This window comes from Actinomadura luteofluorescens, from assembly GCF_013409365.1.
Taxonomy (GTDB): domain Bacteria; phylum Actinomycetota; class Actinomycetes; order Streptosporangiales; family Streptosporangiaceae; genus Spirillospora; species Spirillospora luteofluorescens.
The window spans coordinates 6744411-6766263 of the sequence record NZ_JACCBA010000001.1 but is presented as its reverse complement, the minus strand read 5'-3'; the positions used below and the strand labels follow the sequence as shown (position 1 = coordinate 6766263).

At 72.8% G+C, this 21853-nt stretch carries 20 protein-coding genes; 7 read left to right on the top strand and 13 right to left on the bottom strand.

Features of this window, described 5'->3' with window-relative positions:
• Positions 1-17: 17 nt before the first annotated feature.
• Positions 18-1136, bottom strand: coding sequence for a PP2C family protein-serine/threonine phosphatase (locus BJY14_RS31520; protein WP_179846937.1), 1119 nt, complete (start codon positions 1134-1136; stop codon positions 18-20).
• Positions 1137-1267: 131 nt separating this feature from the next.
• Here BJY14_RS31520 and BJY14_RS31515 point away from each other — a divergent pair, with 131 nt between their 5' ends.
• Positions 1268-1498 carry a hypothetical protein gene (locus BJY14_RS31515; protein ID WP_179846936.1) on the top strand — a complete coding sequence of 77 codons (231 nt, stop codon included), beginning with the start codon at positions 1268-1270 and terminating at the stop codon, positions 1496-1498.
• A 186-nt stretch (positions 1499-1684) separates the two neighbouring features.
• On the opposite strand, the gene BJY14_RS31510 is transcribed toward BJY14_RS31515, so the two are convergent.
• From BJY14_RS31510 to BJY14_RS31480, 8 genes are all read right to left on the bottom strand, one after another.
• Positions 1685-2161 (bottom strand): ribose-5-phosphate isomerase, encoded by a 477-nt coding sequence (locus BJY14_RS31510; protein WP_179846935.1) that lies wholly within the window; start codon positions 2159-2161, stop codon positions 1685-1687.
• Between the two features lie 43 nt (positions 2162-2204).
• Positions 2205-3209, bottom strand: coding sequence for a glycosyltransferase family protein (locus BJY14_RS31505; RefSeq protein WP_179846934.1), 1005 nt, complete (start codon positions 3207-3209; stop codon positions 2205-2207).
• Positions 3210-3270: 61 nt separating this feature from the next.
• A complete protein-coding gene (locus BJY14_RS31500) occupies positions 3271-4215 on the bottom strand; it encodes an ATP-binding protein (RefSeq protein WP_179846933.1) in 945 nt (314 codons plus the stop codon).
• Between the two features lie 127 nt (positions 4216-4342).
• On the bottom strand, positions 4343-5095 hold the full coding sequence (locus tag BJY14_RS31495; protein WP_179846932.1) for an energy-coupling factor ABC transporter ATP-binding protein: 753 nt from the start codon (positions 5093-5095) through the stop codon (positions 4343-4345).
• Positions 5092-5856, bottom strand: coding sequence for a cobalt ECF transporter T component CbiQ (gene cbiQ / locus BJY14_RS31490; protein ID WP_179846931.1), 765 nt, complete (start codon positions 5854-5856; stop codon positions 5092-5094). Before cbiQ ends, BJY14_RS31495 begins: the two co-directional genes overlap by 4 nt.
• Positions 5856-6212 (bottom strand): PDGLE domain-containing protein, encoded by a 357-nt coding sequence (locus tag BJY14_RS44610; RefSeq protein ID WP_218905673.1) that lies wholly within the window; start codon positions 6210-6212, stop codon positions 5856-5858. Before BJY14_RS44610 ends, cbiQ begins: the two co-directional genes overlap by 1 nt.
• An 11-nt stretch (positions 6213-6223) precedes the next feature.
• The gene (locus BJY14_RS44605) at positions 6224-6934 is read right to left on the bottom strand and encodes an energy-coupling factor ABC transporter permease (RefSeq protein WP_258944450.1); all 711 of its coding nucleotides are present in this window, start codon (positions 6932-6934) and stop codon (positions 6224-6226) included.
• Positions 6935-7068: 134 nt separating this feature from the next.
• Positions 7069-7683 carry a mycothiol-dependent nitroreductase Rv2466c family protein gene (locus BJY14_RS31480; RefSeq protein WP_179846930.1) on the bottom strand — a complete coding sequence of 205 codons (615 nt, stop codon included), beginning with the start codon at positions 7681-7683 and terminating at the stop codon, positions 7069-7071.
• A gap of 163 nt (positions 7684-7846) precedes the next feature.
• On the opposite strand from BJY14_RS31480, the gene pepN reads away from it, so the two are divergent.
• Positions 7847-10381: an aminopeptidase N gene (gene pepN / locus BJY14_RS31475; RefSeq protein WP_179846929.1), complete on the top strand. Its 2535-nt coding sequence runs from the start codon at positions 7847-7849 to the stop codon at positions 10379-10381.
• Between the two features lie 81 nt (positions 10382-10462).
• A complete protein-coding gene (locus BJY14_RS31470) occupies positions 10463-11455 on the top strand; it encodes a hypothetical protein (RefSeq protein ID WP_179846928.1) in 993 nt (330 codons plus the stop codon).
• Here BJY14_RS31470 and malQ read toward each other — a convergent pair.
• On the bottom strand, positions 11436-13535 hold the full coding sequence (malQ, locus tag BJY14_RS31465) for a 4-alpha-glucanotransferase (RefSeq protein WP_179846927.1): 2100 nt from the start codon (positions 13533-13535) through the stop codon (positions 11436-11438). The two genes, BJY14_RS31470 and malQ, sit on opposite strands and share 20 nt — an antisense overlap.
• 28 nt (positions 13536-13563) lie before the next feature.
• Complete coding sequence (locus tag BJY14_RS31460) at positions 13564-14988, bottom strand: amidase (RefSeq protein WP_179846926.1); 1425 nt, start codon at positions 14986-14988, stop codon at positions 13564-13566.
• 223 nt (positions 14989-15211) lie between these two features.
• On the opposite strand from BJY14_RS31460, the gene BJY14_RS31455 reads away from it, so the two are divergent.
• The 3 genes from BJY14_RS31455 to BJY14_RS31445 all read left to right on the top strand — a co-directional run bounded on the left by BJY14_RS31455 (position 15212) and on the right by BJY14_RS31445 (position 18579).
• Positions 15212-16024, top strand: coding sequence for a nuclease-related domain-containing protein (locus BJY14_RS31455; RefSeq protein WP_179846925.1), 813 nt, complete (start codon positions 15212-15214; stop codon positions 16022-16024).
• A 249-nt stretch (positions 16025-16273) separates the two neighbouring features.
• Positions 16274-18136 (top strand): dihydroxy-acid dehydratase, encoded by a 1863-nt coding sequence (gene ilvD / locus BJY14_RS31450; protein WP_179846924.1) that lies wholly within the window; start codon positions 16274-16276, stop codon positions 18134-18136.
• Positions 18137-18231: 95 nt separating this feature from the next.
• The gene (locus tag BJY14_RS31445; protein WP_179846923.1) at positions 18232-18579 is read left to right on the top strand and encodes a DUF1330 domain-containing protein; all 348 of its coding nucleotides are present in this window, start codon (positions 18232-18234) and stop codon (positions 18577-18579) included.
• Between the two features lie 4 nt (positions 18580-18583).
• Here the strand turns inward: BJY14_RS31445 and BJY14_RS31440 are convergent, their stop codons facing one another.
• Positions 18584-18802: an FmdB family zinc ribbon protein gene (locus BJY14_RS31440; protein WP_179846922.1), complete on the bottom strand. Its 219-nt coding sequence runs from the start codon at positions 18800-18802 to the stop codon at positions 18584-18586.
• Positions 18803-18833: 31 nt separating this feature from the next.
• Complete coding sequence (locus tag BJY14_RS31435; protein WP_179846921.1) at positions 18834-19343, bottom strand: HNH endonuclease; 510 nt, start codon at positions 19341-19343, stop codon at positions 18834-18836.
• A gap of 262 nt (positions 19344-19605) precedes the next feature.
• On the opposite strand from BJY14_RS31435, the gene BJY14_RS31430 reads away from it, so the two are divergent.
• Positions 19606-21804, top strand: a complete 2199-nt coding sequence (locus BJY14_RS31430) for a prolyl oligopeptidase family serine peptidase (protein ID WP_179846920.1) — start codon at positions 19606-19608, stop codon at positions 21802-21804.
• The last annotated feature ends 49 nt before the right edge of the window (positions 21805-21853 follow it).

Sequence of the window (21853 nt, the reverse complement as noted above, 5' to 3'; positions counted from 1 at the left end):
CCTCTGGGCCGCGCCCGTCAGGTGCGCCAGACCAGGACGAGGGCGCAGTCGTCGTCGCGCGAGGCGGCCATCGTCTCCACCAGCTCCCGCGCGCCCCTGCCGAACCCCTGCGGGACCAGCCGCTCCGCCTCACCGAGCAGCCGGTCGATGCCGGCGTCGAGGTCGCTGCCCGGCGACTCCACCAGGCCGTCGGTGTACAGGAGCAGCGCGTCGCCCGGCCGGAGCTGCCCCCGCTCGGGCACGCAGTTCAGATCGGGCACCACGCCCAGCACCACGCCCTTGGCGGAGCTGACCCGCCAGGCGCCGCTGCCCGCGTCGAACTGGACGGCGGGCGGGTGCCCCGCCGACTCGACGGTGTACTCCCCCGTGCGCAGGTCGACCACGACGTGGACGGCCGTCACGAAGCCCTCGTCCCAGCGCTGGCGCTGCAGGTAGACGTTGCAGGCGGGCAGGAAGGCCTCGGGCTGGACCGATCCAAGCAGCCCCCCGAAGGCGCCCGACAGCATCAGCGCCCGCGTTCCGGCGTCGGTGCCCTTCCCGGACACGTCGACCAGCGCGACCTCCAGCTTGTCGCCGTCGGAGGCCGACACCACGAAGTCGCCGCCGAACGAGGAGCCCCCCGCCTGGAGCATCACGACCTGCGAGCTCCAGCCGTCCGGCAGCTCGGGCATCTCGCCGTGCCGCCGGAGCCGGTCGCGCAGTTCCAGCAGCATCGAGTCGCCGCGCAGGCCCTGCACGCCGAGCTGCTGGCGGGTCCGGGCCAGGGTGATCGCGAGCACCGCGGTGATGCTCAGCGTGGCGATCATGCCGAGGCCGAACGCCGCGACGTCCTTCCAGACGTTGTAGGCGGCCATCGCGGCCACCACGGCCAGGAGGGCGGCCAGGCTCCGCACCTTCAGCAGCAGCCCGCCGACCACCACGATCAGCACCAGCGCCCCGGAGGGGGCCAGCCCGCGCGAGTCGCCGGACGTGGCGATGCCGATGGCGACCGCGAGGATCGCCAGCGCCGCGAAGACGTACCTGTCCCTGGTCAGCGTGCCCCGCCTGAGCCACCGGTAGAGCACGACCAGGAACGGGATCCTGCGCAGCACGGCACGCACGCGCGGCGGGAGCAGCTGCACCAGACGTTGAAGCATGACTCCGGCACTGTATCGAGCAATGCGCCCGGTCGGTCAGTATCCGAGGGCACCAGTGACGCATCGTAACGCTCGTGCTACGTGAAATCAGGGTAAATGTGGCCTTGCGACTATCTCGGAGGGAGCGGCCCATGGTTCAGCCGGGCATGCGGATCACGGTGGACGCGGCGATGCGGGCCCGCGACGTCTCGCGCTCGCCCGCCGGGGGCGGGGAGCCGCCCGCCGGCGCCGGACCCGCGGCCGCCTCCGGATCGGCCCCGAACAGGCCCGGCGACACCGGCAGGCGGACCAAGGCCGAGAAGAACGAGCGGCGCCGCCTCGACAAGCGCGGCGCCCGCCGGCCCCCCGAGAACGGGCTTTAGGGACTCACAGCCTGACTCGAAGTGGCCTCGGCCACGCGCGCGAACGCGTGACCTGCCCGGTGCCGCGAAGCCGGAGGCGAGCGGAACCGGGCAGATCGCGAAGCGATGCCGCGTTCGCCCAGGCCAGGTCACGTAGCGAGCCGCCAGGCGAGCGAAGTGGGCCAGGACTGTGAAACACAGCCAGGATCAGCCCTCGCGCGGCAGCGGGGGCAGCTCGCCGGTGTGCTCGTAGGCGCCGAGCATCCTGATCCGCCGGGTGTGGCGCGGCTCCTTGGAGTAGGCCGTCGCGAGGAACAGCTCCACGAAGCGGGTCGCGGTGTCCAGGTCGTGCTGGCGCGCCCCGAGCGCGATCACGTTCGCGTCGTTGTGCTCGCGGGCGAGCACGGCGGTCTCGTCGTTCCAGACCAGCGCGGCCCGTACGCCCTTCACCTTGTTCGCCGCGATCGCCTCGCCGTTGCCGGAGCCGCCGATCACGACGCCGAGCGTTCCCGGCTCCGCCGCCGTCCGCTCGGCCGCCCGCAGGACGAACGGGGGGTAGTCGTCGACGGCGTCGTACACGAACGCGCCGCAGTCGACGGCCTCGTGCCCGTTCGCCTTCAGCCAGGAGACCAGGTGCTCCTTCAGTTCGAAACCGGCATGGTCGGATCCAAGAAACACGCGCATGCGCCCGATTGTCGCAGGCCCGCGCCGTGCCCGCGCGCGGGGGTCAGCCGTCGTCGTCCCGCTTGCGGTCGATGATCGTCCGGTCGGCCAGATCGAGGTCGTCGTCCTCCGGCGCGTCCTGCGGGCCGCCGGCAGGGGCGTCCTTCGGCTCCTCCGGCTCCTCCGGCTTCTCCGGCGGCTCTTCCGGGCTCTCCTCTTCCGGGCTCTCCTCTTCCCGCCCCTCCGGCTCCTCGGGCTCCTCGGGCGCTTCCGGCGGTTCCGGTGCCTCGGGGGTCGCCTGCTCCTGCGGCGGCGCGGACGGCTGCGGGGGCACCGGCGGCACGCCGAACTGCCCCGGCTGCTGAGGCTGCGGGACGGGAGCGGCGCCCCAGGCGGGCTGCTGCGGCTGCCCCTGCGGCGGGACGTACGGGACGGCCGAGGGGTGCGGCGGCATCTGCTGCGGATACGGCTGCCGCTGCATCGGCATGCCCTGCTGGGGCGGGTAGGGCTGGGCCGGGGCGTAGGGCTGCCGCGGCCGGGGCCCGGACTCACGGGTGCGGGCGAGGAAGAACCCGGCCAGGGCGCCGAGCCCGGCGAGCCAGCCGAACGCGAAGCCGAAGGAGGCGCCCTGGCCGACCGTGGCGTTGAAGGTCGCGCTGAACGACGTCTCCTGGAACTCGAACGCCCAGCGGGTGAGCGGCGCGGCCACGATCCCGGACACGCCGCCCGCGACGACCGCCGCCCACCAGCCGATGATCAAAGCGCCGAACGGCCCGCGCTCCGGGTCGGCCAGCCGGGCGCCCGCCAGCACCAGCGCCACCAGCACGCCGAAGAAGACGAGCAGGCTGAAGTCGTCCAGCAGCACCTGCTTCGCGCCGAGGCTCCCCATCGGCGTGATCCGCCAGGAGAGCGTGAGCAGCCACGTCACCACGGGCCCGATGCCCTCGTCGTACCTGATGTGGCTCTTGTTGATCTCGTCGACGACCCACTGGTTGCCGAAGAGCAGCGCGAGGAGCGCCATGGGAGCCACCGCGCCGCCCGTCATCGCGAGCATCCGCCGCATCGTCATGGCGGGCAGAGTAGTGCGGTTCCGTCTCCGCCGGTAGGGCCCGGACTACCCGCAGTAGGCGCTAGGCGGCGGGGACGGGGAAGCGGAACCCGGGGTCGACCTGCGCTTCGAGGTCCTCCCCCGCGGCCCGGCTCGCCCAGCTCCGCGCGTTCTTCACGTGGAACTCCACGGCCTGCCGCTGGAACTCGTCCCAGTCCTTGACGCGGCCGTCCACCTCGGCGCGCATGACGTCGAGGGCGGCGATGTTGCGGTCCTCCAGCTCGACGCCGTCGCGGCCCTGCTCCAGCGCCCGGACGGCGGCGGACTGGCCGACCCAGGTCAGCAGGTCGTCGCCGACGTGCTCGCGCAGGTAGGCGACGTCCTCCTCGGACTGCACCTTGTTGCCGACGACGCGGATGGCGACGTCGTAGTCGCGGGCGTACTCGGTGTACTGCCGGTAGACGCCGACGCCCTTGCGGGTGGGCTCGGCGACCAGGAACATCAGGTCGAACCGCGTGAAGAGCCCGGAGGCGAACGTGTCGGCGCCGGCGGTCATGTCGACGACGACGTACTCGCCGGACCCGTCCACGAGGTGGTTGAGGTAGAGCTCCACCGCGCCGGTCTTGGAGTGGTAGCAGGCCACGCCGAGGTCGTCGTCGTTGAACGGGCCGGTGGCGAGCAGCGTGACGCCGTCGACCTCCTGGCCCGCCTCGTGGAAGGGGTCGTCGCCGCGGAACCGCAGCAGCCGCGACCCGGAGCCGGGCGGGGTGGTCTTGACCATCGCGGCCGCCGAGGAGATGCGCGGGTTGGCGCCGCGCAGGTGCTCCTTGAGCTCGGTGAGCCGGTCGCCCAGCGCGGGGATCTTGGCGGCGCGGCCCTCGTCCAGCCCGAGCGCCACGCCGAGGTGCTGGTTGATGTCGGCGTCGATGGCGACCACGGGCAGCCCGCGTCCGGCCAGATGGCGGACGAACAGCGCCGACAGGGTGGTCTTGCCGCTGCCGCCCTTGCCGACGAACGCAACCTTCATGAATGCCCCCATTCTGGATATGAAAACCGTTACCACTGTCAGGCAACGAGTCTTCCGGAGCGGGGCCGGGCAGGCAAGCGGAACGGCCGAAGTGCCGGCGATCCGGCGCGGCAGGCGGGCGGGTCGGTCAGCGCAGGGCCGCGGCCGGGTCGAACCCGAAGGGCAGTTCCAGGCGGTGCGCCGCGAGCAGCTCGGCGTCGGTGAGCAGGTCGCGGGTGGGACGGTCGGCGGCGATGACGCCGCCGGAGAGGATCACCGACCGCGGGCACAGCTCCGCCGCGTACGGCAGGTCGTGCGTGACCATCAGCACCGTCACGTCGAGGCTCAGCAGGATCTCGGCGAGCTCGCGGCGGCTGGCCGGGTCCAGGTTGGAGGACGGCTCGTCCAGCACGAGGATCTCCGGCTCCATCGCCAGGACGGTGGCCACGGCGACGCGGCGGCGCTGGCCGAAGCTGAGGTGCTGCGGCGGGCGGTCGGCGGCGTCCCCCATGCCGACGCGGGCGAGCGCGTCCGCCACCCGGCGGTCCAGTTCGGCGCCGCGCAGGCCGAGGTTGGCGGGGCCGAACGCGACGTCCTCCCGGACGGTCGGCATGAACAGCTGGTCGTCGGGGTCCTGGAAGACGATGCCGACGCGGCGTCGGATCTCCCGCAGCGCCTTCCTGTCCTTCGGGCCGACGGCGAGACCGCCCACCCTGACCTCGCCCAGGCCGCCGTGCAGGATGCCGTTCAGGTGGAGGACGAGCGTGGTCTTCCCGGCGCCGTTCGGCCCGAGCAGCGCGACGCGCTCTCCGCGCCCGACCGTGAGGTCGACGCCGTACAGCGCCTGCGTGCCATCGGGGTACGCGTAGGCGAGGCCCTTCACCTCGAGCGACGGGGTCATGGGGCAATCCAAGCAGCCAGCGCGACGAGCGCGGCGGCCGAGGGCAGCGCGGCGGCGGCCGTCCACTGCGCGGCGGTGGCGCCAACGGTGTCGATGACGGGCATGCGGCCCTCGTACCCGCGGCTCACCATGGCCAGGTGCACCCGCTCGCCGCGCTCGTAGGAGCGCAGGAACAGCGCGCCCACGGACCTGGCGAGGACCCCCGTCGCGCGGATGTCGCGGGCCTCGAAACCGCGGGCCGCCCGCGCGACCCTCATCCGGCCGAGCTCCGCGGCGACGACGTCGGCGTACCGCAGCATGAACGTGGCGATCTGCGTGATGAGCTGCGGCATCCGCAGCCGCTCGATGCCGAGCAGCAGCAGCCGCGGCTCGGTCGTGGCAGCGAGCAGGATCGAGGCGACGACGCCGAGGGTTCCCTTGGCGAGGATGTTCCAGGCACCCCACAGCCCGCTCTCGCTCACCCGCAGCCCCAGCACGGTGATCTTCTCGCCGTTCGCGACGAACGGCATGAGGAAGGCGAACGCGACGAACGGCACCTCGATGACGATGCGCCGCGCGACCGTCCCGAACGGGACCCGGGCCGCCGCCGTCACGGCCGCGAGCAGCAGCGCGTACACGCCGAACGCCCAGATCCGCTCGCGCGGCGTGGCGACGACCAGCAGAACGAACGCCAGGACGGCGACGAGCTTGCACTGCGGCGGCAGCCGGTGCACCGGCGAGGCGCCCGGCACGTAGAGCCGGTGCGCGTGGCCCGCGCCCATCAGCCCTTCCGGGACGGCTCGGACGGCGCCGTCTCGTCCCGCTCCGGAGCGGCCTGCGCGGCGGCCGGGCCGCGCCGCCGGACCGTCCAGAACAGCCCGCCGCCCACGAGGAGGACGAGGCCGACGCCGATCACGCCGGACAGCCCCCCGGACAGCCGCGCGTCGTCGACGCCCTTGACGCCGTAGTCGCCGAGCGGGGAGTCCTTGAGCGAGTGGTCCTTCTCCTTGGCGCTGATGCCCTTGTCCTCGGCGACCTTCTCCAGGCCGTCGGGGTTCGCGCTGGCGTAGTAACTGACGATCCCGGCCAGGAGGAGGGAGACGAGCAGGAACCCGGCGAAGAAACGCTTGGTGGTCATCGTGGTCCTCCTCAGGCCTGGGACGGCTTCGGTTCGGCGGCGTTCCGCCCGCCCGTGCGCAGCTCCAGCGGTTTCATCAGCCCGCGCGCCCCGTACACCAGGTCGGGCCGGACGGCGAGCACGCTCGACACGGTCACGGCGGTGATCAGCGCCTCGCCGACGCCGATCAGCACGTGCACGCCGATCATCGCGGCGGCGACCTTGCCGATCGAGACGTCGGCCGTCCCCCCGATCGCGTAGATCAGCGTGAAGGCCACGGCCGCGGCGGGCACCGAGACGACGGCCGCGGCGAACGACGCCCCCGACACGGCGGCGCGGGTCTTGGGCAGCACCCGCAGCAGCAGCCGGAACAGCCCGTAGCCGGCGACCACGGTGACCAGCGCCATCGTGGTGATGTTGACGCCCAGCGCGGTCAGGCCCCCGTCCGCGAACAGCAGCGCCTGCATGAGCAGGACCACCGACACGCACAGCACGCCGGTATAGGGCCCGACGAGGATCGCGGCGAGCGTCCCGCCGAGCAGGTGCCCGCTCGTCCCGGCCGCCACCGGGAAGTTGAGCATCTGCGCGGCGAACACGAACGCGGCCGTCAGCCCGGCGAGCGGCGCGGTGCGGTCGTCGAGTTCCCGCCGGGCGCCGCGCAGCGCGACCCCGACCCCGGCCACCGCGACGGCGCCCGCCGCGAGCGAGACCGGCGCGTCGATGAATCCGTCCGGTACGTGCACGACTCAACCACCCCTACCTCTTTACAGCCAGCAGGACCAGTTTGTCGGCATACACCTCGTAGTTGCAACATCCTTGCAATAGCAACCGGTGTGTGGCCCGCCGGCAAGGGCGCGAGGACGGCCGCGTTCCGCGCTCAGTCGAAGCTCGGGTCCGCCGTCCTCGTGCGCTTCAGCTCGAAGAAGCCGGGGACGCTCGCGACCGCCAGAACGCCGTCGAAGAGCTTGACGGCGTCCTCGCCGCGCGGGATGGGGGTGATGACGGGGCCGAAGAACGCGTGGCCCTCGACCTCGATCACGGGGGTGCCGACCTCCTGGCCGACCCGGTCGATCCCGTCCTTGTGGGAGGCGCGCAGGGCCTCGTCGTAGCCGGTGGACTCGGCGGCGTCCGCGAGGGCCGGGTCCAGGCCCGCCGCGGTCAGCGACTCCTCGAAGAACGCGCGGCCGAACTTCTGCCGCTCGTGGTGCCTGCGGGTGCCCATCTCGGTGTAGAGCCGCCCGAGCACTTCGGAGCCGTACTTCTGCTCGGCCGCGATGCACACGCGGACGGGGCCCCATGCGTCGGCGAGCATCCGCCGGTAGTCCTCGGGGATGTCCTTGTCCTCGTTGAGGACGGCCAGGCTCATCACATGCCAGCGCACGTCGATCGGGCGCTGCTCCTGCACTTCCAGGATCCAGCGGGAGGTGATCCACGCCCAGGGGCACAGGGGGTCGAACCAGAAATCCACGGGTGTGGGAACGTCCTCGGGCAACGTCGCCTCCTAGAGATTGCGCATGTCCCCAGCGACAACCCGGGGGCGGCCGTCCCGATTCCCGTCGGCGAGAGGTCCCCGAAGGCCGTGGCGGACGGGCCGTCGGGTCGTCCGGTTGGTAGACATGGGGGCACCAAGCCTTTAAGCCGACCAAGGAGTTCATGTGGCAGGCAACCTCACGCGCGACGAGGCGCGGGAACGGGCCCGGCTGCTCAGCGTCGCGTCGTACGCGGTCGACCTGGACCTCACGACGGGCGAGGAGCGGTTCGGCTCCACCACCGTGGTCAGGTTCGGGAGCGCCGAGACGGGCGCGTCCACCTTCATCGACCTGCACGGCGCCGTCGTGCGGGAGGTGACCCTGAACGGCGAGGCCCTGGACCCCGGGTCCTACGACGCCGAGAAGGGCCGGATCCCGCTGCCCGGCCTCGCGGCCGACAACGAGCTGCGGGTCGTGGCCGACTGCGCGTACTCCCGGTCCGGTGAGGGCCTGCACCGGTTCGTCGACCCCGTCGACGACAGCGTGTACCTGTACTCGCAGTTCGAGACGGCCGACGCGCACCGCATGTTCACCTGCTTCGACCAGCCCGATCTGAAGGCCACCTTCGAGCTGACCGTGAAGGCGCCGCAGAACTGGGAGGTCGTCACCAACGAGGCCGCCGAGACGGCCGGAGACGGGACGTGGCACTTCCTGCCGACGCCGCAGATCTCCACCTACATCACCGCGCTCGTGGCCGGGCCCTACCACGTCGTCCGGGACGAGTACCGCCGCGAGGACGGCACCGTCATCCCGCTCGGCGTGTACTGCCGCGCCTCGCTGGCCGAGCACCTCGACGCCGACGCGATCGTGGACGTGACCCGCCAGGGGTTCGGCTACTTCGAGAAGGTCTTCGGCCGCCCGTACCCGTTCTCGAAGTACGACCAGCTCTTCGTGCCCGAGTTCAACGCGGGCGCCATGGAGAACGCGGGCTGCGTCACCTTCCTGGAGGACTACGTCTTCCGGTCCAGGGTGACCGACGCGGCCTACGAGCGGCGCGCCGAGACGATCCTGCACGAGATGGCGCACATGTGGTTCGGCGACCTCGTCACCATGCGCTGGTGGGACGACCTGTGGCTGAACGAGTCCTTCGCCACGTACATGAGCGTCCTGTGCCAGGCCGAGGCCACCAAGTGGAAGGGCTCGTGGACGACGTTCGCGAACCTGGAGAAGGCCTGGGCCTACCGGCAGGACCAGCTGCCGTCCACGCACCCGATCTCCGCCGACATCTCCGACATCCGCGCGGTGGAGGTGAACTTCGACGGGATCACCTACGCCAAGGGCGCGTCCGTGCTGAAGCAGCTCGTGGCGTACGTCGGCCTCGACAACTTCCTCGAAGGCGTGCGGCGCTACTTCGACCGGCACGCGTGGGGCAACACCGTCCTCACCGACCTGCTGGGCGCGCTGGAGGAGACGTCCGGCCGCGACCTGGCGTCCTGGTCGAAGGAGTGGCTGGAGACCGCCGGGGTCAACACGATGCGGCCCGAGTACGAGGTCGACGGCGAGGGAAACTTCTCCTCGTTCGCCGTGCTCCAGGAGGCCAAGGCCGACTACCCGACGCTGCGGGCGCACCGCCTCGCCATCGGCCTGTACGACAAGACCGCCGACGGGCTCGTGCGGCGCGAGCGGGTCGAGCTGGACGTGGTCGGCGCCCGCACCGAGGTCCCGCAGCTCGTCGGCGAGAAGCGGCCCGACCTGGTCCTGGTCAACGACGACGACCTCACCTACGCCAAGGTGCGCCTGGACGAGCACTCCCTGAAGACGCTCGTCGAGGACATCGGCGAGGTCAAGGACAGCCTGCCGCGCGCACTGTGCTGGTCGGCGGCGTGGGACATGACCCGCGACGCGGAGATGGCGACGCGCGACTACGTCCGGCTGGTGGTCAAGGGGATCCGCGGCGTCACCGACATCTCGGTCACGCAGACGCTGCTGCGGCAGGCGCGCACCGCCGTCCAGCAGTACGCCGACCCGGCGTGGCGCGAGGAGGGCCTCGCCCTGATGGCGGACACCCTGTCGGAGCTGGCCCGCGACGCCGAGCCCGGCTCGGACCTCCAGCTCGCCTACACCCTGGCGTTCACCGCGTCGGCCGTCACCGGTGAGCACCTGGCGTTCGTCCAGGGGCTGCTGGACGGCTCGCAGGTCCTGGACGGCCTCACCGTCGACACCGACCTGCGCTGGGCGCTGCTGCGCCGCCTCGTCACCACCGGCAAGGCGGGCGAGGCCGAGATCGACGCCGAGCACGAGCGGGACCGGACCGCCGCCGGGGAGCGGCACGCCGCCGCCTGCAAGGCCGCGATCCCGACCCCCGAGGCCAAGGCGGCCGCCTGGGAGCGGATCGTCGCCGGCGACCTGCCGAACGCCGTCTACCGGGCCACGCTCGGCGGCTTCGTCGAGCCGGACCAGGCCACGCTGCTCGTCCCCTACCTCGACGCGTACTTCGCCGAGGTCGGGCGCGTGTGGAAGGAGTGGACCAGCGACATGTCCCAGACGTTCGCCGAGGTCGCCTACCCCTTCCTGGTGATCGAGCAGTCCACGGTCGACCGCACCGACGCCTACATCGCGGAGAACGACCCGCCGGCGGCGCTGCGGCGGCTCCTGTCGGAGGGCCGCGACGGCGTCGCCCGCGCCCTGCGCGCCCGGGCGAAGGACGCCGCCTCCGCCTGATCCGTCCGCGGCCGTCCTGCCGAACCGGCCCAAAGGCCCCGTGACCATGCGATCGTTACATGGTCACGGGGAGGGGACGCGGTGGAGACGGCTCGGGACGTACTGACGGCGCTGGCGCGGCGCTACGCCTTCGGCGACCTGGAGGCGCTGATCACCCAGGGCACCCTGGCCGCGGACGGCCGCGCCGCGCCGGTCGCGGCGCTGTGCGCGTTCGGCCAGCGCGTCCTGGACCTGGACGCCGAGGACTTCGGCATGCCGGAGGCGGCCGGCGAGGTCCCGCGGGACCTCCTCGACCGGGCCCGCGCCAGCCGCATGCCGCAGGCGGCGCGCGAGCACCCCCGCGGGGCGCTCGCCAGCCTCCGCCCCGCCTACCGGCTGCTGCTGGAGGTCATCGCGATCCGCTGGCACCGCCGCGACATGGCCGCGCTCGTCGCCGCCGTCCACATCGCCGGCGAGTACCTGCCGATGCTGGCCTGGGAGACCGTCCTCGGCCACGCGGGCGACCCGGCCCGGATCAGGGCCGCCGTGGGCGGCGAGGGCAGCCGCTTCGGCGTCCCCGTCGAGCCGGGGACGGCGCGCGTGTGCGACCACACCCGGCCGGAGCGCTCCGCCTGCGAGCGCACCCTGCGGGTCGCCAAGGAGCCGCCGTCCGGCTGGCGCGCCTACCTCGACCGCCAGCACAGCCAGGTCGCGGCCGCGCTCGGCGACTGCGCCGCCCGCTGCCGCACCCCCTGCACGGTCATGACCCGCATCGAGGACCTCGTCCGCGCCGACCTCAGCGACCGCTGCAGGCTCGCCGCCGACTTCTCCGACGGCGCCCTGGTGAAGCTGCGGCACGCCGCGCCGGTCGGCCACGGGTTCGGGGTCCCCTCGCCCGAGGAGGTCCAGGCGGCCTGGACGCGCGCCCGCAGGTCCCTGTCCCGGCATCCGCTGGGCAAGTCCGCGCTGGCGGACGACGACTCCTACCCCCTGCCGGGCCTGCCGGCCGTCTTCTCGGCGATCGCCACCACCGACCTGCGGCCCGACACGCTCCTGCGCGACGTCACCGAGCGCATCACGTCCTCGCTCGCCTGAAGAGCCGGAGCGCGCCGCGGGCCCTGAGATCCTCCAGGAGGACGGGGCGGCCCTCCGCGTCCCCGAGCGGAACGCGCCAGTTCGGGTACTCGTCGACGGTGCCCGGCTGGTTCTGCGTGCGGCGCTCGCCCACGGCGTCGGCCAGGGAGATGCCGATGAGCCGGGCCGGGGTGCGGGTCAGGAACTCCTGCAGCGCGGTGACGATCTCCTCGTCGTGGGCGGCGGAGCCGTCCGCCAGCGCCCGCACGACCTCGGCCGGCTCGGCGGAGAGCAGTCCCTCGGCGTGCAGCACGGCGAGCCAGTCGGCCAGCTGGCGGCGGTGGTCGTCCTCCTCCTCGGCCCGGGGACGGGTCAGCAGCCCGAGGCGGTCGCGCAGGTCGATGTGGTCGCCGTGCACGAACCCGGTGATCGGCGGCATGTCGTGGGTGCCGACGGTCGCCAGGGACAGCTCCCGCCACCGGTCCGGCGGCTTGGGCCGGCCCCGCCCGTCCCGCTCGAACCAGAGCAGGGACGTGCCGAGGACGCCGCTGTCGGCCAGCGCCACCCGGACCTCCGGCTCGACGGTGCCGAGATCCTCCCCGACGACCACGGCGCCGAAGCGCTCGGCCTCCCAGGACAGCGAGCCGAGCAGGGCGTCGCGGTCGTAGCGGACGTAGGTGCCGTCGGCGGGGGACGCCCCCTCGGGCACCCACCACAGCCGCGACACCTGCATGGCGTGGTCCAGGCGGATCCCCCCGGCGTGCCGCAGCGCGGCGGCGGCCATCTCGCGGAACGGCCGGTAGCCGTCGAGGGCGAGCGCGCCCGGCCGCCACGGCTGCTGCCCCCAGTCCTGCCCGCGCTGGTTGAACTCGTCCGGGGGCGCCCCGACGCTCATCCCGGCCGCGCAGGAGGCGCTGTACATCCAGGCGTCGGCGCTGCCGTGCGGCACCCCGACCGCCAGGTCGTGGATGACCCCGAGGGGCATCCCCGCGTCCCGGGCCGCGCGCTGCGCCGCCGCGAGCTGCCCGTCCAGCCTCCACTGGAGCCACTCGTGAAAGCCGGCGCGGGCGTGGTACCGGGGCGCGTCCACCACGCCGTGGTCGTGGGCGCCCCGCAGCCCGGACGGCCAGCGCCGCCAGTCCGTGGTGCCCTGCTCCTCGCTGATGGCGCACCACGTCGCGAAGCTCGCGAGCGCGGCGCCCTCCCTCCGCCGGAACTCCTCGAACCGCGGGTCGCGGTCCCGGCGCCGGCCGTACATCGCCTCCAGGGCCTCCAGCTTCGCGGCCCACACCGCGTCCCTGTCCAGCAGGCCCTCCCGGGCGCGCAGCCCGGCGGCGAGGGCCGCGAAACGCTCCCGGTCCGCGGCGGGCAGGTCCGCGTACTCCGGCATGTCCTCGATCCGCAGGTAGAGCGGCGAGGGGAAGCGGCGGCTCATCGGCGAGTACGGCGACGCCCCGACCGGCGCGACCGGCTCGGTCGCGTGCAGCGGGTTGACCAGCACGAAGCCCGCGCCGAGCTCCCGCCCGCTCCAGTCCGCGAGATCCGCCAGGTCGCGCAGGTCTCCGAGGCCCCACGACGCGGCGGACCGCACCGAGTACAGCTGCGCCGTGAACCCCCACATCCTGGGCGGCGGCGTCAGCGCGCCGGGCGCCACCAGCAGCTGCGTGTACCGCGTCCGCGTGCCGTTCCGGACGCGCAGGCCGCGCCAGCCGGGCGGGACGTCCGCGAGCCCGTCCAGCGGCTCGAAGGAGCGCTCGGCGGGCGGCACATGAGCGCGCGGCGCCAGGACCTCGTCCGTGCCGGACTCGATCTCCACCTCGGCGCCGGCGTCCAGGTGCCCGCCGAGCGCCGCGCGGATCCGGCCCGCGGTGCCGGCGCCGGCCCGGCGGACGACGACGGCCGGCGGCAGTTCCCGCGCCCGGTCCCGGTGCCGTTCGAGCTCCGCCCGGACGGAGGAGGGGGTCGAGGCGTCCACCCCGAGCGCCGCGAGGACGGCGGCGAGCGTGTCGCGCGAGACCGCCGTCTCCCGTCCCCGCCAGTCCTCGTAGCGCGTCGCGACGCCGTGGTGCCCGGCCAGTCTGATCAGTTCGTCGTCAGCCACGCCTGCACCATGCCCGGTGCGGGTCGCGTCACGCCGTCCAGACCGGCGGCGTGCGGCCGATCCAGGGGCGGGCCTCCTCCAGCTGCGCGGACAGCGAGATCAGCGTGCCCTCCGCGCCGAGCGGCCCGGCGAGCATGACCCCGATGGGCAGGCCGTCGCCGTTCCAGTGCAGCGGGACGTTCACCGCGGGCTGCCCCGAGATGTTGTACATGGCGCAGAACGGGGTGAAGTGCGTCTGCCGCCGGAAGTTCTCCTCCGGGTCCTGGTCGTGGAAGTACCCGACCGGCACGGGCGGCATGGCGAGGGTGGGGTGCAGGATCGCGTCGAACTCGTCCATCACCGGGAACGCGGCGCGCAGCGCGCCCTGCAGCGCCGCGTGGGCCTGGAACAGCTGCGGCGCCGTCGTCCTCTCGCCGAACCCGCGCAGCCAGCGGGTCAACGGCTGGAGCTTGTCCTCGCCCCCCTCGGGGACGGGCGTCATCGTCGCCATTACCCCCCACAGCGTCGCGAAGTGCGGGACGAGGTCGGAGCCGAGCACCTGCGGCAGCTCCACGACCTCGTGGCCCAGCTCCTCCAGGAGCGCCGACGCGTCCTCGTAGGCGGCGACGCAGTCGGGGTGGACCTCGACGTCCGGCACCGGCGGCTGGAGGCTCCGCGCGATCCGCAACCGGCCCGGCGCGCGGTCCGCGCGGGCGAGGAACGGCCCGTCCGCCTCCGGCGCCCGGTACAGGTCGCCCGGCATGTGGCCCGCCATGACGTCCAGCATGAGGGCGGCGTCGCGGACGGTGCGCGCGATCGGCCCGTTGGTGGAGAGCCCGAACAGGTCGGGGATGACCGGCCCCTGCGAGACCCGGCCGCGGGTCGGCTTGATCCCGAACAGCCCGCACACGCTGCTCGGGATCCGGATCGAGCCGCCGCCGTCGCTGCCCTGCGCGATCGGCGCCAGCCCGGACGCGACCGCCGCCGCCGCGCCGCCGCTCGACCCGCCGGCCGACCGGGACGGGTCCCACGGCGTGCGGGCCGGGGGCGACACGGCTCCCTCGGTGTAGCAGGGCAGTCCGAACTCGGGGGTCGCGGTCTTGCCGAGGAGCACCGTCCCCGCCGCCGCCAGCCTGGCCACCACGTGGTCGTCGGCGAACCCGGTCAGCTCGGAGTAGACCGCCGAGCCGAACGTCATCCGGACGCCGTTCACCATGTTCAGGTCCTTGATCGGCACCGGGACGCCGTGCAGCGGCGGCAGCTCCGCCGGGTCGCCGGCCTCCAGCACCGCCTTCTCGGCGCGGCGCGCCTCCTCGCGGGCGCGCTCGGCGGTGACCGTCACGTAGGCGCCCACCTGCTCGTTCAGACGTTCGATGCGGGCCAGGTAATGGTCGGCGAGCTCGACCGGGGACACGTCCCGGGCACGGACGGCGGCGGCCATACGGGTGGCGCTGAGGTCATGAATCTGTGTCACGATCCGGAACGCTAGACGCCGTGTGCGCGGGCATCAAAGAGGGCACACACGACAGCAGCGGCGGAAGGAGATTAATACTGGCCTACCCGACCGTGCCGTAAGAGAATCACTGACGTGGGGCGACAAAACATTAACCCGGCATGACTGGTCGCCCACCCTCCCGATGATTACTCTGCGCACGGAGGATCATGCCCCCGAAGGGAAAGGAACACGGAGCGTCACCATGGCGACCATGGAGCGGGGCAACACGCAGAATGCCAGGGCGCGACCCGAGTCCGAGGAGGCGCGTGAACACGATGACCAGACACCGGTGAAGGAGCGGCTGGAGGGCAGCGCCGCCGCGGCGGCGCTCGACGATCCCAAGATCCGCCGCTGGGCGTACCGGATCGGCGCGGCCGTCCTCGCCGGCGCCGCCGCGCTCATGCTGACGAGCTGGCGGCTCGGCCTGACCGTCGCGGTGCTCGTCGTCATCGGCGACTACGTGCGGCTGTCCCGCAAGAGCTCCACCGTCACCGCCTGGCAGAAGTCCTCGGCGGCCGAACGGCGCACCGAGCGGCAGCTCAAGTCCCTGCGGCGCAACGGATACCTCGTGCTGCACGCGCGGGCCGTCCCCCGCGACGACGAGGGCGTCAGCGACGGGCGGATCGACCACCTGGTCATCGGGCCGAGCGGCGTCTACGCCATCGACTCGGAGAAGTGGGACAAGCGCCTCCCCGTGCGCACCATGTCCCACCTCAAGCTCTTCCACGGCCCCTTCAACAAGAAGGACCGGCTGGACGAGGCGCGCTGGGAGGCCCAGATGGCGAGCATGATCCTCGCCGAGCAGGTCGGCTTCGACGTGCCGGTGCAGCCGTCCGTGGCGATCTACGGCCCGTCCATCCCGTGGAAGGTCATGCGGGTGCGCGACGTCGACGTCTACGCGGGCAACCGGGCGCGCTCGTACCTGCGCCGCCGCCCGAAGATCCTCACCGACGGCGACGTCCAGCGCATCTTCCAGGCGGCCGAGGAGTCCCTGCCGCCGAAGTACCCCGACTGAGGGCGAGGGCGGCCCCCTTTCCCGGGCCGCCCGCCGCAAAGCCGGGACACCGCCGTCCCGGCTTTTTTCCTGCCCTCCGGCGGGTTGGTAGCATCGGAGGTCACGGGCCGGCCCGGGCGCGACCTCCGCTGAGCCGGCGGCAGCGCCGCGATCCGCCGCTGCGCGTACCCTTCCAGGCGACCCGCCCGCCCACGCCGAACCATGCGCGGCCCGTCGTCCCCGCACGTCACAGGTTTGGAGAGGTCGAAGATGCCACCGCTCAGGTCACGCACGGTCACCCATGGCAGGAACATGGCGGGCGCCCGCGCGCTCATGCGGGCCAGCGGCGTGGAACGCGAGGACTTCGGCAAGCCGATCGTCGCGGTGGCCAACAGCTTCACCCAGTTCGTGCCCGGCCACGTCCACCTCGACGAGGTCGGCAAGGTCGTCGCCGGCGCCGTCCGGGAGGCCGGCGGCGTGCCCCGCGAGTTCAACACCATCGCCGTCGACGACGGCATCGCGATGGGCCACGACGGCATGCTGTACTCGCTGCCGTCCCGCGAGGTGATCGCCGACGCGATCGAGTACATGGTCAACGCGCACTGCGCCGACGCCCTGGTCTGCGTGTCCAACTGCGACAAGATCACCCCGGGGATGCTGCTGGCCGCGCTGCGCCTGAACATCCCGACCGTGTTCGTCTCCGGCGGCCCGATGGAGGCCGGCAAGCCCGTCGAGGGCGTCATGGGCGGCAACAAGCTCGACCTGATCGACCCGATCATCGCCTCCGCCGACTCCTCCCTGCCGGAGGACAAGCTGCTGGAGATGGAGGAGAGCGCCTGCCCGACCTGCGGGTCCTGCTCGGGCATGTTCACCGCCAACTCGATGAACTGCCTCACCGAGGCGATCGGGCTGGCGCTGCCCGGCAACGGCACCGTGCTGGCCACCCACACCGCCCGCCGCCGCCTCTACGAGGACGCCGGCCGCACCGTCGTCGAGGTCGCCAAGCGGTACTACGACGGCGATGACGAGTCCGTCCTGCCGCTGAACATCGCCACCCGCGAGGCGTTCGAGAACGCCATGGTCCTCGACGTCGCGATGGGCGGCTCCACCAACACGATCCTGCACCTGCTCGCCGCCGCCACCGAGGGCGGCGTCGACTTCGGGCTCACCGACATCGACGCGATCTCCCGCCGCGTCCCGTGCGTCTGCAAGCTGGCCCCCGCCACCGGCAAGTACCACGTCGAGGACTGCCACCGCGCGGGCGGCATCCCGGCGCTGCTGGGCGAACTGAACCGCGCCGGCCTGCTGAACGCGTCGGCGCACTCGGTCCACTCCGCGTCCCTCGACGAGTTCCTCGCCAAGTGGGACGTCCTCTCCCCCGACGTCCTGCCGGAGGCCGTCGAGCTGTTCCACGCGGCGCCCGGCGGCGTGCGCAGCACCTCGGCGTTCTCGCAGAGCGCCCGCTGGGAGTCGCTCGACCTCGACCGCGAGAACGGCTGCATCCGCTCCACCGAGCACGCCTACACCGCCGACGGCGGCCTGGCCGTCCTGCGCGGCAACATCGCCCCCGACGGCGCGATCGTCAAGACCGCCGGGGTGGACGAGGAGCTGTGGACCTTCACCGGCCCCGCCGTCGTCTTCGAGTCGCAGGACGACGCCGTCGAGGGCATCCTCGGCGGGAAGGTCAAGGCCGGCGACGTCGTCGTGATCCGCTACGAGGGCCCGAAGGGCGGGCCCGGCATGCAGGAGATGCTCTACCCGACGAGCTTCCTCAAGGGCCGCGGGCTCGGCAAGGCGTGCGCGCTGATCACCGACGGCCGGTTCTCCGGCGGCACGTCCGGGCTGTCCATCGGGCACGCCTCCCCCGAGGCCGCGGGCGGCGGGATCATCGCCCTCGCCGAGGACGGCGACCGCATCGTGATCGACATCCCGAACCGCGTCCTGGAGCTGGACGTCCCGGCCGACGAGCTGGAGATCCGCCGCGAGAAGCTGCTCGCCGACCTCGGCGGCTACCGGCCCCGCGACCGCAACCGCCCGGTCAGCGCCGCCCTGCGGGCCTACGCCGCGATGGCCACGTCCGCCTCGACCGGCGCCGCGCGCGACGTCTCCCAGCTCGACCGCCTGAACGGCTGAGCATTACCCGGCGGGTAATCGCCTCCATTCCCCGTCCAGGGCAAAGTGGTGGGTGTCGGGCGAACCAGCCCGGCCCCACCACCAAGGAGAACGCGATGACCGCCTACGCCCTCGCCTACATGACCCCCCAGCCGCCGCTACACGACGACGTCTTCGTCTACATGGAGCGCATCCAGGAGACCATGGACCCGTTCGGCGGCCGCTTCATCGTGCACGCCAGCGAGACCGAGGTGCTCGAAGGCCCGTTCGAGGGCGCCTACGTCATCATCGAGTTCCCCGACATGGACAAGGCCCGCGACTGGTACGCCTCGGACGCCTATCAGAAGATCCTCGCGATGCGCGCCGACAACATCCCCGGCACCACCGTGCTGCTCCAGGGCGTCCCGCCGAACTACGACGTCGCCGCGACCGGCCGGGCGCTGCGCGCGGCCCAGGCCGGGTGACCGGTCAGGAGCAGCAGCCCCCGCCGCAGCAGCCCCCGCCCCCGCTCGGCGGCGGCTGGGGCGCTCCGCCACGGGAGGTGCCGGTGACGGCGACCGTGGACAGGAGCTTGACGGTGTCGTCGTGGCCGGCCGGGCACGGGGCCGGGTCGGACGAGTTGATCATCGGGCGGGAGACCTCGAAGGTCGACCCGCACGCGCGGCAGCGGTAGTCATAGCGAGGCACGCACCCAGGATACGTCCCCCGGGTGTGCGCGTCAGGCCGCGGGCTCGGTGACGTAGGCGGCCCACTGCGGATCGCCGTCGTGGACGAGGCCGATGAGCCGCCAGTGCGCCCCTCTCGGAACGGCCGGGGTGATGCTGAGCGTCCAGCCCAGCTCCGACAGCAGCCGGTCGGCCTTGCTGTGGTTGCACGTCATGCAGGAGGCCACGCAGTTCTCCCAGACGTGCTTGCCGCCCCGGCTGCGCGGATGGACATGGTCGATCGTCTCGGCGCGGCGGCCGCAGTAGACGCAGCGGAAGTTGTCGCGGCGCATCAGCGCCGCGCGGGTCAGGGGCACGCGGGTCCGGAACGGGATGCGGACGTAGCGGCGGAGCCGGATGACGGACGGGATCTCGACCGTCATCGTGGCCGAATGGAGCACGTCACCCGAGGTGTCGTGATGGACGATCTCCGCCTTCTCGCGAAGCACGAGGCAGACCGCCCTCCGCAGAGGCAGCGTGGTGAGGGGTTCGTACGTCGCGTTCAGGAGGAGGACCTGTCGCATCAGACGCCCTCCGCCGGGCCGCACTGCCTGATCGCCCCGGTGGTCGCGGCGCAGCGCGCCTCCCACCGAGGCCCGATTATCGTCTCCGGCACCTGCGCACTCGCCATGAGGACCTCCCCAGGGGCGAACCGACCATAATCAGTGTGGCGTCTGAGGGAGGTCGTCCGCTACCCCAATAATCCCCCACCGCACACCCGCTCGAACACGGAACCCGCGGGGAGTACTGGGCCGGCCAGCGCTTAACGCCCAATACAGTTCATTCATGACGCAGTATCCGTCCGCGCAGCGCCTGGACATCGTCGAGGACATCCACGGCCACCGGGTCGCCGACCCCTACCGCTGGCTGGAGGATCCGGACAGCGCCGAGACCGGCGAGTGGCGCGCCGCGCAGGACGGGCTCTTCCACAAGATCATGGACGCCCTGCCGGGCCGGGACGCGCTGCGGGCCCGCCTGCTCGAACTGCTCGGCGCCGGCAGCGTCGGGGCCCCCGTGTGGCGGGGCGAGCGGCGCTTCTTCACCCGCCGCTCCGCCGACCAGGAGCACCCGGTGCTCCACACCGTGGACCCCGACGGATCCGAGCGCGTCCTCGTCGACCCGATGGCCCTCGACCCCGCCGGGACGACGACGCTGGACGGCTGGCAGCCCGACAAGGAGGGCCGCCTCCTGGCGTACAAGGTGTCCACCGGCGGCGACGAGGAGTCGCTGCTGTACGTCATCGACGTCGCGACGGGCGACCGGGTGGAGGGGCCGATCGACCGGGCCCGGTACTCCTCGGTGGCCTGGCTGCCCGGCGGCGAGGCGTACTACTACACGCGCCGGCTGCCCGCCCAGGACGTCCCGCCGGGCGAGGAGCAGTACCACCGGCGCGTCTACCTGCACCGCGTCGGCACCGAACCCGACACCCACGACGTCCTGGTCTTCGGCGCGGACATGGACAAGACCAACTACTACGGGGTCGGCGTCAGCCGCGACGGCCGCTGGCTCACGATCTCCGCGTCGCAGGGCACCGCGCCCCGCAACGACCTGTGGATCGCCGACCTGACCTCGTCCTCCCCCGAGGCGCCCGCGCTGCGGTCCGTGCAGGAGGGCATCGACGCCTCCACCGGCATCCACGTGGGCCGCGACGGTCGCGCCTACGTCTTCACCGACCGCGACGCGCCCCGGTCCCGGCTGTGCGTCGCCGACCCGTCCGACCTCTCCTACGGGACGTGGCGGGACCTCCTCCCCCAGGACCCCGAGGCCGTCCTCACCGACTTCGCGATCCTCGACGGCCTGGAGCGCCCGGTCCTGCTCGCCGGATGGACGCGCCACGCGATCAGCGAGATCACCGTGCACGACCTGGCCTCCGGGGAGCGGCTCGGCACCGTCCCGACCCCCGGCCTCGGTTCCATCGGCGGCATCGTCGAGCGGCCCGAAGGCGGGCACGAGGCCTGGTTCGGCTACACCGACCACGTGACCCCCTCGGCGGTCCTGCGCTACGACGCGCGCACCGGAGAGACGACACCGTGGGCGTCGGCGCCCGGCACGGTCGACGTCCCCGAGATCGAGACGCGCCAGGTCGCCTACACCTCCCGCGACGGCACCGAGGTGCGCATGCTCGTCGCGTCCCGTCCGGGCCTGACCGGGCCGCGCCCCGCGATCCTCTACGGCTACGGCGGGTTCAACATCTCGCTCACGCCGTCCTACTCGGCGAGCATCCTCGCGTGGGTCGAGGCGGGCGGCGTCTACGCGGTCGCCAACCTGCGCGGTGGCTCCGAGGAAGGCGAGCAGTGGCACCGCGCCGGCATGCGGGACCGCAAGCAGAACGTCTTCGACGACTTCCACGCCGCCGCCGAGAAGCTGATCGCGGACGGCCTCACCACGCCCGCCCAGCTCGCGATCTCCGGCGGCTCCAACGGCGGCCTCCTCGTCGGCGCCGCCCTCACCCAGCGCCCCGACCTCTACCGGGCGGTCGTGTGCTCGGCGCCGCTCCTGGACATGGTCCGCTACGAGCGCTTCGGCCTCGGCCAGACATGGAACGACGAGTACGGGACGGCCGACGACCCCGAGGAATTCGGCTGGCTCATCGGCTACTCGCCCTACCACCACGTCCACCCCGGCACCGCCTACCCGGCCGTCCTGTTCACGACGTTCGGCAGCGACACCCGAGTGGACCCCCTCCACGCCCGCAAGATGTGCGCCGCCCTCCAGCACGCCACCACCTCCGAAGCCCCGATCCTCCTACGCGACGAACCCGAAGTAGGCCACGCCGCCCGCTCCGTAACCCGCTCAGCAGACCTCACCGCCGACACCCTCACGTTCCTGCTTGCGCAGTGCGGTCCTCTTCCGGGCCCTGAGGGCCCTCCATCGTCGGGCACTGCTGGCGATCGCTGGCATCGCTCCGACTCGCCTGGCGGCTCGCTGCGCGATCAGGTTCTTGCTTCGCGCGAACCTGCCTTCGGACGCGATCGCGACCACTGAGGTCGTCGCGGGGTTGCGGTGGTGGCTGAGGTGGGCGCTGGCGAGCGAT

What these genes read in the sequence shown, in the direction of transcription:
- BJY14_RS31520 (WP_179846937.1), bottom strand. Translation starts at nt 1,136, where the DNA reads ATGCTTCAACGTCTGGTGCAGCTGCTCCCGCCGCGCGTGCGTGCCGTG.
- BJY14_RS31515 (WP_179846936.1), top strand. Translation starts at nt 1,268, where the DNA reads ATGGTTCAGCCGGGCATGCGGATCACGGTGGACGCGGCGATGCGGGCC.
- BJY14_RS31510 (WP_179846935.1), bottom strand. Translation starts at nt 2,161, where the DNA reads ATGCGCGTGTTTCTTGGATCCGACCATGCCGGTTTCGAACTGAAGGAG.
- BJY14_RS31505 (WP_179846934.1), bottom strand. Translation starts at nt 3,209, where the DNA reads ATGACGATGCGGCGGATGCTCGCGATGACGGGCGGCGCGGTGGCTCCC.
- BJY14_RS31500 (WP_179846933.1), bottom strand. Translation starts at nt 4,215, where the DNA reads ATGAAGGTTGCGTTCGTCGGCAAGGGCGGCAGCGGCAAGACCACCCTG.
- BJY14_RS31495 (WP_179846932.1), bottom strand. Translation starts at nt 5,095, where the DNA reads ATGACCCCGTCGCTCGAGGTGAAGGGCCTCGCCTACGCGTACCCCGAT.
- cbiQ (WP_179846931.1), bottom strand. Translation starts at nt 5,856, where the DNA reads ATGGGCGCGGGCCACGCGCACCGGCTCTACGTGCCGGGCGCCTCGCCG.
- BJY14_RS44610 (WP_218905673.1), bottom strand. Translation starts at nt 6,212, where the DNA reads ATGACCACCAAGCGTTTCTTCGCCGGGTTCCTGCTCGTCTCCCTCCTC.
- BJY14_RS31455 (WP_179846925.1), top strand. Translation starts at nt 15,212, where the DNA reads ATGGCGACCATGGAGCGGGGCAACACGCAGAATGCCAGGGCGCGACCC.
- ilvD (WP_179846924.1), top strand. Translation starts at nt 16,274, where the DNA reads ATGCCACCGCTCAGGTCACGCACGGTCACCCATGGCAGGAACATGGCG.
- BJY14_RS31445 (WP_179846923.1), top strand. Translation starts at nt 18,232, where the DNA reads ATGACCGCCTACGCCCTCGCCTACATGACCCCCCAGCCGCCGCTACAC.
- BJY14_RS31435 (WP_179846921.1), bottom strand. Translation starts at nt 19,343, where the DNA reads ATGCGACAGGTCCTCCTCCTGAACGCGACGTACGAACCCCTCACCACG.
- BJY14_RS31430 (WP_179846920.1), top strand. Translation starts at nt 19,606, where the DNA reads ATGACGCAGTATCCGTCCGCGCAGCGCCTGGACATCGTCGAGGACATC.